Source organism: Acinetobacter sp. TAC-1, from assembly GCF_029025845.1.
GTDB lineage: Bacteria > Pseudomonadota > Gammaproteobacteria > Pseudomonadales > Moraxellaceae > Acinetobacter > Acinetobacter guillouiae.
The window spans coordinates 1,746,464-1,758,563 of the sequence record NZ_CP118892.1 but is presented as its reverse complement, the minus strand read 5'-3'; the positions used below and the strand labels follow the sequence as shown (position 1 = coordinate 1,758,563).

Annotated in this window: 13 protein-coding genes; 8 read left to right on the top strand and 5 right to left on the bottom strand. The window is 37.8% G+C overall.

Translation table 11 applies throughout. The features are described 5' to 3' along the window. Positions 1–277: 277 nt before the first annotated feature. The 7 genes from PYV58_RS08125 to PYV58_RS08095 all read left to right on the top strand — a co-directional run bounded on the left by PYV58_RS08125 (position 278) and on the right by PYV58_RS08095 (position 6,064). Positions 278–559 (top strand): hypothetical protein, encoded by a 282-nt coding sequence (locus PYV58_RS08125; protein ID WP_034615853.1) that lies wholly within the window; start codon positions 278–280, stop codon positions 557–559. Positions 560–1,282: 723 nt separating this feature from the next. Next, positions 1,283–2,548 (top strand): RtcB family protein, encoded by a 1,266-nt coding sequence (locus PYV58_RS08120; protein ID WP_034615856.1) that lies wholly within the window; start codon positions 1,283–1,285, stop codon positions 2,546–2,548. 440 nt (positions 2,549–2,988) lie between these two features. Further along, complete coding sequence (locus PYV58_RS08115; RefSeq protein ID WP_034615861.1) at positions 2,989–3,171, top strand: hypothetical protein; 183 nt, start codon at positions 2,989–2,991, stop codon at positions 3,169–3,171. 26 nt (positions 3,172–3,197) lie between these two features. Then, positions 3,198–3,659 carry a DIP1984 family protein gene (locus PYV58_RS08110; RefSeq protein WP_004822548.1) on the top strand — a complete coding sequence of 154 codons (462 nt, stop codon included), beginning with the start codon at positions 3,198–3,200 and terminating at the stop codon, positions 3,657–3,659. Positions 3,660–4,146: 487 nt separating this feature from the next. Then, the gene (locus tag PYV58_RS08105) at positions 4,147–4,425 is read left to right on the top strand and encodes a CPCC family cysteine-rich protein (RefSeq protein WP_051671060.1); all 279 of its coding nucleotides are present in this window, start codon (positions 4,147–4,149) and stop codon (positions 4,423–4,425) included. After that, positions 4,403–5,434 carry an RNA 3'-terminal phosphate cyclase gene (rtcA, locus tag PYV58_RS08100; protein ID WP_034615889.1) on the top strand — a complete coding sequence of 344 codons (1,032 nt, stop codon included), beginning with the start codon at positions 4,403–4,405 and terminating at the stop codon, positions 5,432–5,434. Before PYV58_RS08105 ends, rtcA begins: the two co-directional genes overlap by 23 nt. A 186-nt stretch (positions 5,435–5,620) precedes the next feature. Continuing rightward, positions 5,621–6,064 carry a DUF2147 domain-containing protein gene (locus PYV58_RS08095; RefSeq protein ID WP_004822556.1) on the top strand — a complete coding sequence of 148 codons (444 nt, stop codon included), beginning with the start codon at positions 5,621–5,623 and terminating at the stop codon, positions 6,062–6,064. 86 nt (positions 6,065–6,150) lie between these two features. Here PYV58_RS08095 and PYV58_RS08090 read toward each other — a convergent pair whose 3' ends face one another. The 4 genes from PYV58_RS08090 to pheA form a co-directional block, all read right to left on the bottom strand. Beyond that, on the bottom strand, positions 6,151–6,735 hold the full coding sequence (locus PYV58_RS08090; RefSeq protein WP_034615865.1) for a GAD-like domain-containing protein: 585 nt from the start codon (positions 6,733–6,735) through the stop codon (positions 6,151–6,153). 21 nt (positions 6,736–6,756) lie between these two features. Further along, a complete protein-coding gene (locus PYV58_RS08085; protein WP_004822559.1) occupies positions 6,757–7,137 on the bottom strand; it encodes a hypothetical protein in 381 nt (126 codons plus the stop codon). A gap of 118 nt (positions 7,138–7,255) precedes the next feature. Then, positions 7,256–9,502, bottom strand: a complete 2,247-nt coding sequence (locus PYV58_RS08080; RefSeq protein ID WP_034615868.1) for a bifunctional prephenate dehydrogenase/3-phosphoshikimate 1-carboxyvinyltransferase — start codon at positions 9,500–9,502, stop codon at positions 7,256–7,258. Positions 9,503–9,534: 32 nt separating this feature from the next. Then, entirely contained in the window at positions 9,535–10,641 is a 1,107-nt protein-coding gene (gene pheA / locus PYV58_RS08075) for a prephenate dehydratase (RefSeq protein ID WP_004719240.1), read from the bottom strand. Positions 10,642–10,892: 251 nt separating this feature from the next. Between pheA and PYV58_RS08070 the strand changes: the two genes are divergently transcribed. After that, the gene (locus tag PYV58_RS08070; protein WP_004719237.1) at positions 10,893–11,411 is read left to right on the top strand and encodes a DJ-1/PfpI/YhbO family deglycase/protease; all 519 of its coding nucleotides are present in this window, start codon (positions 10,893–10,895) and stop codon (positions 11,409–11,411) included. Between the two features lie 350 nt (positions 11,412–11,761). On the opposite strand, the gene PYV58_RS08065 is transcribed toward PYV58_RS08070, so the two are convergent. Further along, the gene (locus PYV58_RS08065; protein ID WP_004822562.1) at positions 11,762–12,061 is read right to left on the bottom strand and encodes a DUF1905 domain-containing protein; all 300 of its coding nucleotides are present in this window, start codon (positions 12,059–12,061) and stop codon (positions 11,762–11,764) included. Between the last annotated feature and the right edge of the window lie 39 nt (positions 12,062–12,100).

Sequence of the window (12,100 nt, the reverse complement as noted above, 5' to 3'; positions counted from 1 at the left end):
CTGTCTTCAGCCTTTTGTTGATGTACTCTCATTATAATAAATAGATTTACGCAATAAGCAGTCACAAATATAGATTGGATTACATGGTAATACTTTAGTGCAGGGTTTAAGCCCTCCTATCGTGTTCATTCACAAAATCTGATCTTAATGTTTGTGACTGCTTTTCTTTTTAAACTCATCATGTTTAAAAGCGATGCTTGTGAATCAACAAAAAATTTGCTAGCTTGGAGACTCAATTTAAAACCAAAGACAGGTGTCAGTCTGTAAAACGCAAATCATGTCTATACAAGTTATTGTTGACGATAACAATCTTGATCTTGCTTTAGAAAAACTAAGAGTCAAAAAATACTATTTAGAAACTAACCACTGGTATAAGAAGTGCCAGAACTATCATGAAAAACCGCCAAGTAAAAGTCGTAAAAAAAGCGAACTGAAACTTTTACATGGGCATAGTCAAATCCTAGAAGATGATCCTCTCGCACTGAGGTTAAAAATCCATATCGAAGAACATTATCAACCAACTGATGATAATACGAAATGGGATATGAACAAAAATTAAGATTCACAAATTTCATCAAACTCAGTTTGGGAGAAAAAATTCTCCCAAACTAGGTTTCATACTATAATCTGTAACATGATAAATATCCTGAATAATAACAATGCGTACTTGGTTTGCTTTCCTCTTATTTCCTTTAGTAATTTTTGTATTCTTATTTTTCTTCTACGTCATTTTTTTGCTTTCACTCACTTTGGGTTGCGGTTTCCAGCAAGAAGATACCCCAACCTGTTCAAAAATTTATTATTTTTCAATTATATCAATATTTCCAATAGCAATTTGGCTCGGCTATTTTACAACTAAATTTGCACCACATTGTGGAAGATATTTCCTTAGTAGTATTTATAGCCTAATATTTTCAATCACTTTATTTGCATATTTACAAGGCTCCCAAATAAGCCTCATCTTTTCAATTGGTTTTAGCCTCCTTTTCTTATTATGTTTAGGAATTGGTTGTTTTATATTTTATTTAAAATATAAAAATAGATAAATTACTATCTAAAATAATATTTAAATTTGCATATTTTTTATTAAAACGCACATTTAAAATAAAATTTAAATTTATTTATTGATTATAAATTAATAACTTATAAATAAAAATCTCAAACCCATAAAACTTGGCACACTCTCTGCAATATATAGAGCATACATCTTGAGATGTATATAAATATCACCTGCCTGCAACCGCTTGGCAGGCAGGTTTTGAAAAGGATCAAAGCAATGTCTATGTTAGTCGCAGAACAAATCGAAAAACAAACTTCCTTAGCACAGGAACGTACTTATAACGTAATTCAGGATGCTAAAGGTGTTCCTATAAAAATGTGGACCAAAGGTGTCCCTGTCGATGAGAAATCGAAAGACCAATTATTAAAGACAGCACAAATGCCTTTTATTTATAAATGGATGGCAGTAATGCCAGATGTACATGTAGGAATCGGAGCAACGATTGGAAGTGTAATTCCAACCAAAGGTGCAATCATCCCTGCTGCGGTCGGTGTAGATATTGGCTGTGGAATGATGGCCGCACGTACTTCGCTAAGCGCATCAGATTTACCAGACAACTTACACGCACTGCGTACCGAACTTGAACGTTTAATTCCACATGGTATGACCAAAGGTCGTGGACGTCGTGACCGAGGTTCATGGGAGACACCTACTGCTCGTGTTGATCAGGCTTGGGCTGAGTTGGTGACTGATTTTGAATATATTTGCGCTAAGCATCCCCGTTTGAAAAATACCAACAACCATAAACAGTTAGGTACTTTGGGAACTGGAAACCATTTTGTTGAAGTCTGTTTAGATGAGCATCAACAAGTATGGATTATGTTGCACTCAGGTTCTCGTGGTGTTGGAAATGCGATTGGTAATCACTTTATTGAGCTTGCACGTAAAGATATGCAAAAGCATTTTATTAACCTGCCTGATAAAGATTTAGCTTATTTAGTGGAAGGGACTGAACACTTTGATGATTATTGGTTTGCAGTGGGTTGGGCACAACGATTTGCCATGAAAAACCGTGAGTTAATGATGGAAGCTGCGGTTCAAGCTTTACGAATCATCATCAACAAACCATTTAATGCCAAAGTTGAAGCCGTAAATTGCCACCATAATTATGTGGATAAAGAAGAACACTTTGGTCAGGAAGTACTGGTAACACGTAAAGGTGCAGTACGTGCCCGTTTGGGTGAGTATGGAATTATTCCGGGTTCAATGGGTGCCAAGTCATTTATTGTCAAAGGTAAGGGAAATCAGGAGTCTTTCTGTTCATGTTCGCATGGTGCTGGTCGTGTACATAGCCGTACTGCAGCGAAAAATTTGTTTACTGTGGAAGATCAGATTGAACAAACTAAAGGTGTGGAATGCCGTAAAGATGCAGCCGTGATTGATGAAATCCCTTCTGCGTATAAACCTATTGAAGATGTGATGAAAGCACAAAGCGATTTGGTGGAAGTGGTTTATACCTTAAGTCAGGTTGTTTGTGTAAAGGGATAATATAGTGATAACCAACATCTCCAATCCGAGCATAACTGAAATTCGAGCATGGGCATTTTCGGATACATATCTGCCTACGACTGAATGGGATTTATACTTGGTCTGGAAAGATGAATTATTACTTTTTCTGGAACTTGCAGTAGACCACAAATGCAATAAGCAGAATTATTTTAAGTATCTACTCTACTATATGGTTGCTTATCAATTTAAAAGATTAAGTGATCCCTTTGAAAAAACTTTGGTTTTACAACGGTATTTAAGTGAGTCTAAACAGATAAAGCATGGAGATATTCGTATCTGGAGAAATGAGATTATAGCCTTACAACGAAATATACACTCTTTTTCATATGATGTATGGATTGAAAAAGGACTTATATATCATAAAGCTTTTTGTCTTTCCCAAATCCCTCCTAACTGAATGTTCAATTTGGGATGATGCATTGGATTATTCTTATTTAGAATTTTGTAATTATGATCAACCTAAAGAGGATGATTATAATTTCATGACCACTTGGCATGAAATTCAAACTTTAGAAGACGTTATAGAATTTGCCGAATCAATCCCAGTTGATACACTACCCCAGCAAACTTTATATGAAATCGTTGTGTTAAATATTTATTGACTATTAAAAGCAATAAGGAAAATAAAATGAAACTTGCAGAAGCACTCTTATTACGAAGCGATCAACAAAAGAAACTCGCTTCATTGAAACAACGTATCAATGCGAACGTATTGGTACAAGACGGTGATGAGCCATCCGAGGATCCAAACGAGTTATTAAAGCAAGTATTTGCATTAACTCAAGAATCCCAAAAACTTGTTTATGCCATTCATCAAACCAATGCTTTAGCAAAATTAACAGATGGTCGTTCATTATTGGCTTTACTTACTCAACGTGATGAGCTTGTAGAGCGCCATAAAATTTTAACCTCAGCCATCAGCAACACACAACGTGAGCCTGACCGCTATAGTACACGTGAAATCAAATGGCATAAGGTCATTCCAGTATCATCCTTGCAAAAACAATCCGATGATATCAGTGCCAAATTACGCGACTTGAATGTATTGATACAAGCCACCAATTGGCAAGTTGATTTACTTGACGTTTAAAGTCATCATTTAAAAGCTTTGATAGGGCTTACCCTATCAGACCTCGAAATATATTGGACGAGTACAAGATCTAAGGCTGTATAGATTGAAATAAAAGTCAGCATCATTTTTAGGTAATGACAGCGAAGCGGATTTAGAGCGGAAACGCACCAATCAAATCCATCACCTTTCATCACTTAAACCTTTGTGAATCAGAGTGATTATTTACACTGCATTACCACGTACTGACAATATATTTCACCTTATCTCAAGTGATTCGTCATTTGAGATCACCCGAGCATACTGGGCGAGTGCAAGATCCCCTACCTCCACAACACAGGATTGAAAATAAGGTGTAGTGGCTTGATGAGCGAGCGGGTTAGCTTAAAACTTTAAGCACAAATCAACCCATCACTACGTACAAGGCAAACCTTTGTGAAAGCAAAGTTACAATGCACTAAGCATCACCATGCACTGACAGTATGTTCACCCCTTTTAGGAATTTTTAATGAATTACCCTTGTTCTTGTTGTCATCATTACACGAGAGATCAACCTTCGGGTAATTTTGACTTTGAGATTTGTCCAGTTTGTTTTTGGGAAGATGATCCTGTACAAAATATTCATCCAAATTCAAAAAGTGGTGCAAATGCAATCTCATTAGCAGAAGCACAAGATAATTATCAACAATATGGTGTAAGTGAATTACGATTTTTAAAACATGTTCGAAAACCGAATGATTTAGAAAGAAATGATGAAGAACAAAATGAACACATTAGTAAAAAATAAAACTATCCAAATTGATGGCTCACAAGGCGAAGGTGGAGGGCAAATTTTAAGAACTGCCCTTTCATTGTCTATGTTAACGGGTATTCCATTTGAGCTTGTGAATATTCGTGCAGGGCGTAAAAAGCCGGGCTTAATGCGACAGCATTTAGTCTGTGTACAAGCATCACAACGCATCAGTAATGCCATTGTGGAAGGTGCTGAACTACATTCACAAAAATTATATTTCCAACCCCAACAAGTTCAAGCGGGTAAATATGATTTTCATATTGGTTCAGCGGGTAGCACAATATTGGTTTTACAAACACTACTGCCTGCACTGATGATGCAAAATGAAATCAGTCACATCAGTATCCACGGCGGAACACATAATCCAATGGCACCGACTGCAGATTTCATAGAGTCTTGTTTTCTACCTGCTCTTCATAAACTTGGAATAAAAGTCGACTTTGAATGCGAACGTGCTGGTTTCTTTCCAATTGGTGCGGGTCAAATCAATATTACAACTTATCCGTGGATAGATAAGCTTGAATATTCAGTATTAGATAAAGGCAAATTACTGGAAATACATGGCTATGCCGCTGCCTTAAATATTCAACAGAATATTGCGGATCGTGAACTGGAAGTATTGCATAACAAATTGAGCTTAAGCCAACGTAATAGACTAAATTTTCAAGGGATTAGTCAAGGGAATACGGCTTTTGTGGTGTTAAATTACCAACACCATCAACAAGTATTTTCTGCGTTAGGTGAAATGAAGAAAAGTGCAGAAAAAGTAGCGCATGATTTAGCCAAAGAAGTTAAATCCTTTTTAGCTTGCGATGCTGTGGCTGACGAATATCTAGCAGACCAACTTTTATTACCTTTAGCTTTAGGTAAAGGTGGTGAGTTTACTGCTCAAGTTGTCAGTGAACACACCTCAACACAAGCTGAAATGATTCAAAAATTCTTAGATTGTGAAATTCATTTTGAAGCAATCAATGATATTTTTAAGGTGAGTGTCATCACATAAGCTTCAGCTATGCTAAATCCAGTTTACAAGCTCATCAATTGCTTATCTTTATGTGCTAATTCATTTTAAATTTCATACTTATTGGCACATTATGTAAATAAATGACCCAACTATTCATTATATAATCAACGCCTTAAATAAGTATGATTTTTAAAGTAGAAAATACCCACTTAAGGAATAAGGGAAATGATGAGAGTTTTATTGGGGACAGCATGTATCGCATTTTTAACATCGACAGCTTTTGCGGAAGATATCGTGGGAACCTGGCGTTATATCGATGACAAAACTGGTGAAGCAAAGGGACTGGTTAAAATTGAAAAACAAAGTAACGGTACCTATGCGGGTACAGCATTAAAAGCAACACCACGCCCAGGCTACACCCCAAAAGAATTTTGCACCAATTGCCCTGCACCTTATACCAACAAGCCAATTATTGGCTTACAGGTAATCTCTGGGCTAAAGACAGATGATCATGTTAGTTATACTGATGGGAAAATTATTGACCCAGTTTCAGGTAAAATCTATCGCTTAAAAGGTAAAGTCAGCCCAAATGGCAAGAAACTATTTCTTCGTGGATATTTCGGTATTTCAGCAGTAGGTCGTAGCCAAACATGGTTACGTGTCGAGTAATAGCATAATTTAATTCATAATAGAAATGACAGTTTTATCTCAATCAAACTGTCATTTCTAAACCTCTATTTTGAATGATTTTTAAATCAGTTATTCACAGCAAGTTGATATAAAAAATCTAAATGTGTGGCTGCATCACCCTTATCTAAATTGAGATCACTGGCACGCCCACCCAATCTCAGTGCAGGAAGATAACAATACATTTGATTATCAGTTAATTTACCATATTGAGTTTGTGCCTTTGCTAAGGCTGATTTTTCTAAAAATTGCTCAATGATCTCATCATCACAAATCCAGTCATTAAAAAAATCTGCTAATGACCAAGCTGTTACCCCAATATCCGAGTTGTGCGGGTCGATAAAGGATATATCTTCATCGCCATCATCGCTCAATAAACGATAATAAAACACTAAACCAAATGCCGAAATAGCAATGGGTAATCGGGTCATATCAGGTTGATCTTTCATTAACCATGACCAAAGCACATCTTGATAAAGCTCAGGGTTAATGATCTGTAGCAAACCGTTGCCATAGAAGCCAAAACCATGATTTTGCCAAAGCTCTAAGAGCGCTTCAGGTAAATATGCTTGATATTTTTTTACAGTTTCAGGGCTTACTGTGTTTCCCACCTGATCTACTGGAAATTTATTGATAAATGTTTGTAATTGCATAAGTATCTTCTCTAGCCCTGCTTATACTTTCCATTCAAATCCACTAAACGCATCATCTTCTTTTAATGTATTTTCGACAGCATTTGCCAATTGCTTAATCATGCTCTGGGTTGCAATCTTCTTAAACCATGCTTGTTCTTCATCAGCATGGGCTGAAATTTCACAAGTTAATAATCCTTGATCATTTAAATGACAATTAACCCCCAAACCAATTGGATGATTTTCTACGCTGACAGCAAGGTCTTCATCAGAGTGTGTTGTTTCCGCTTTAAAGCCATATTGAGACAGTTGTTTTAACAACAAGGTCGTCACGTATTCCTGAGTGACATAACATACATTTTCACCATGGTTGTGACTGTTAATATGATTCTCACAGTTTGCTGTAAATTGTAATGTTCTCATTGCTTCATCCAAAAGGCTTTATAGTTGTATGGTTTTAGAATAAGCAATATAAACAAAACAGCCAAGCATTTGCTTGGCTGTTTTTAATTAATTATACAAATATTAGACAAGGACTGATTTATTCGGTGACTTGAATCTGAAGCCCCGCCTGATTAGTGAGTTCAGTAAATGTTGGGAAACTTGTTGCTACAGTTTCGGTACCGATAATCTTGATCTCGCCTGAGTTACGTAAACCCGCCATCGAAAAACTCATTGCAATACGATGGTCATGGTGCGATTCAATTTCACCGCCAGAGAAAATAGCAGACCAGTCGCCCGATTTACCTTTTCCTTCAATGATGATGCCATCATCAGTTGGCGTACAATCAATCCCCATGGTTTTTAAACCATCTGCCATCACTTGGATACGATCAGACTCTTTAACCCGTAATTCAGCGGCACCTGTCAACACCGTTTGCCCTTCAGCACATGCCGCAGCAATAAACAAAGATGGAAACTCATCAATCGCCAATGGTACTTGATCTTCAGGCATATGAATGCCTTTCAATGTACGGGTACCACGGATACGTATATCAGCAATCGGCTCACCGCCTGCAATTCTTTCATTTTCAACAGTTAAGTCTGCACCCATTTGCTTCAGGATTTCGATTACGCCTGTACGAGTTGGATTAATCCCAACAGCTTCAAGGGTAATATCTGAACCTTCAGTAATGGCAGCACCCACCATAAAGAATGCAGCAGAAGAAATATCAGAAGGCACTTGAATCTCTGTCCCAACTAACTTGCCACCACCGTGTAATGAAATACGATTACCTTCCGTTTTTACAGCATAACCAAAAGCACGTAACATACGCTCAGTATGGTCACGGGTTGGTTCAGGTTCAGTCACAGATGTTTCACCCTCTGCCCATAAACCTGCCAATAAAATTCCAGATTTGACTTGCGCAGATGCCATTGGCAAATCGTAATGAATACCTTTAAGTGCTTGAGCGCCAGTAATAGAAACAGGCGGAGTACCACGTTCACCCGTGGTTTGAATTTGCGCACCCATTTCACGTAAAGGTTTTGCAATACGCTCCATTGGACGCTTAGACAAAGACGCATCACCCGTCATCACAGAGTCAAACTGTTGTGCTGAAAGCATGCCTGAAAGCAAACGCATCGACGTACCAGAATTACCCATGTACAGTGCCGTTTTGGGCGCTTTTAAACCATGAATACCCACACCATGAATGGTCACTTCACCATTTTTAGGGCCTTCAATACTGACACCCATATCGCGAAATGCTTGAAGTGTTGCTAAAGCATCTTCACCTTCAAGGAAACCTGTAACGTGGGTTGTACCTTCAGCGATTGCACCAAACATGATGGAACGATGTGACACTGACTTGTCACCCGGCACGGTAAATTTACCTTTAAATGTCTTCTCACCTGGCAAAATGGTAAATTGTTGTGTCACCTTATTTTTCTCCATCAAAGGTTTATTGGCGAGCATATGATTGAAATGCTGTCGTGCCGCTTGTGCATGTCCTAGCAATCCCATCAGGGCTTGTGAATTCTCATCTTCAATCAGTTGACGTAATGTCGCAAGTTGCGTTTCAAAACCATCAACTGCTTTCAATATGGCTGTTTTATTGGCAAAAAATATATCATGCCACATCTGCGGATCACTGGCAGCAATACGTGAGAAGTCACGAAAACCTCCAGCGGCATAACGGAAAATATCTAAGTTATCTTCACGATTTGCAAGCTGTTCAACCAGATTAAATGCCATCAGATGCGGTAAATGACTGGTATGTGCCAACACTTCATCATGTTTGTCCACATCCATACAAATGACTTCAGCTTTTGCAGCCTGCCAAAGCTGAATCAGTTTTTCAACTGCCCAATCAGCACTGCTCGGCAACGGCGTTAGAATCACTTTATGATTCACAAACAAGTCAACTTTACCTGCATGAACACCAGTATGTTCTGCACCAGCAATTGGATGACCAGGTACAAAACCTACAGGAAGATTTTCACCATATACAGCATGTGCTGCAGCCACCACATTCCCTTTGGTACTTCCGACATCAGTAATAATGGCATTTTCAGAAACATAAGCTTGAATCGTTTCAAGCACTTTCTGTGTCGCGCGAACGGGTAAAGCCAGAACGATTAAATCTGCATCTTTTACAGCTTCTACAGGATCACTAAAACCCGCAGAAATAATTCCTAAAGCTTTTGCATCTTCCAGCGTTTTTTTTGAGCGGGTTGACGCAACAACATTTTCAGCAAGATGTTCGGCTGCAATCACACGGGCTAGACTTGAACCAATCAGTCCAAGTCCAATAAAGGCAACTTTTTTAAATAAAGGTTGTGACATAACGATTTTGAACTACCTATTTCACAACGACATCAAAGCACAGCAATCGGATATGAACCCAATACACGTACTTCTTTAACCAGTGGGCGAATATCTTCAATCGCCGCTTTAACATTGTCCTGTTCCACATGACCTTCAAGATCAATGAAGAATACATAAGCCCATTTTTCAGGTAATGCTGGACGGGTTTCAATACTGGTCAAACTAATGTTGTGTTTTGCAAATGGTGCAAGAATTTCCAATAAAGCCCCTGCACGGTCATGTGCTGAAATCAGTAATGAGGTTTTATCATTGCCACTTTGTGGTACTTTTTCACGACCAATGACCAAGAATCGTGTCGTATTTTCAGGGTTATCTTCAATATTGCCGTGGAGAACTTCTAAGTCGTAAATACTCGCAGCCACATCAGATGCAATTGCTGCTGAATGCCATTCATTGCGAATACGGCGGGCAGCCTCTGCATTTGAGCTTAAAGCTACACGTTCTACACCCGGATAATGTGCATCCAACCACTTACGGCATTGCGCAAGTGTTTGTTGATGTGCATAAATTTGTTTAATACTGTCTTTACGAGTATTTGAAGAAATCAGAAATTGGTGATGAATACGCAATTCAACTTCACCAATCACATTTAAATGCGATGCTTTAAAACAGTCTAAAGTATGGTTGACCACACCTTCAGATGAGTTCTCAACTGGAACTAAACCATAATGTGCACTGCCCGCTTCAACCTCACGGAACACTTCATCGATCGTTGGTAGTGGACGAACCACAGCATCCTGACCAAAATGTTTTAATACAGCAGAATGGGTATAAGTGCCGACTGGACCTAAAAATGCAATACTTTGTGGTGCTTCCAGTGCCAAACATGCAGACATAATTTCACGGAATAAACGTGCCATGGTTTGATCTGACAATGGCCCTTCATTGCGCTCCATAACTTGACGTAAAACCTGTGCTTCACGTTCAGGACGATAAAATAACGGATTCTCTTCTGCTGCAAATTTTGCTTTAGCAACTGATTCCGCCAGTTTTGCACGGCGATTGATAAGTTGTTGGATTTGCTGATCTACAGAGTCAATATCTTCACGGATTTGAGCAAGATCTAGAGAAGTCGTTTTTTGATCATCGTTGATCATTGTTATGTCGCCCTTTAAAGTCGAGAATTACGAGAAGTCTATGTTTTAGACCACTGACAGTATAACAATAGTTCAGTTTAATTTGTTGGGCAATAGTGCATTTTTCAATGTTTCACTTTCAACTTATATATTGAATAAAATGTCATCACTTTATAACTTTTCTGACTACAAAATGAATTACAAAGCAGCTATAGAATTTTAAGCATTGCGCTCTATGATAAAAAGCATAAGCGCATTTCGAGTCATAGAATATGAATAAAAAAATCGCTGTTCTCATTACCCATGATTTCGAAGATGCGGAATATCATCATCCCGTTGAAGCTTTTCGAGCTGCAAGCCACTCTGTACGCAATATTGAAAAGTCTGCGGGGAATATTGTGTATAGCAAACAAAGAAAATCTTCGGTCAGTATAGATTTAGGCATTGATGAAATCTCTGTTCGGGATTTTGATGCGCTGATGATTCCGGGTGGATATTCCCCTTATCATCTTAAAGAAGATGAACGATTTATTGATTTTTTACGTAATTTTGCCAATGCGCAAAAACCTATTTTTTTATGTTGTTACAGTAGCCATTTGCTTATCGATGCACAAATTGCCATTGGACGACGCTTAACCTCAATTGAAGATATCCTCAAAGAACTTAAAGACGCTGGCGCTGTGGTTTTTGATCGCGAAGTGGTAAACGACAACAATTTATATATTTCATCACGTTCAACTTTTGAGTTACCTATCTTTATCAATGAATGTTTAAATGTATTAAGTGCTTAGTTTTAACCTTATTTATGAAATTTTGTATCTCTTTTATAAGTCAAAATAATCATATTGCATGAATGATATAGGTATTGAAAGCCCATCCCCAATTTGGGAAAAGGCTAGGATGACGGAGCTTTTATGTTGATCTATGCTTTAAAAAGGATTTACGACTGAAGCTTAATATAAAAATTTAAAAGCTCATCCAAAAAGCGAAATCATTAATTCACGCATCATTGCCTGTACCAATGAGGCTAAACGTTTAAGCTAAAATCACGTTGTAAGGGCTTTACAGCATATGAGTTGACTTATTCAATACAGCCTCACTAGTGATCAAATATACCTACTCAAAGCTTGACCATTAAAACTTATAACAGAATTGAAAAAGAAATATGATCTCCTGAATATATCTTCTCTTTTTTGCGAATCTCTGCTTTAAGTGGCAGTAAATAGCCCTCTGATTGCTTGTCAGGAAATATAGATGTTTTCCAGATACTTTTACCCAGTGTGACAGTAATAGGTACAGCACCCCAACTTCGTTTCTGATGAATGTATTTTTTTATTTCTTCAGATTGTAATTTGGAAATAAGAGCATAATGCCATCCACCAACACCCAAATAGTGCTGGACTGTTGATTCAATTTGAAAAGAAACTTCATGATCCATCATTTTAATTTCACTTAAAAGTTTAAACAGCTTATCGTTGTT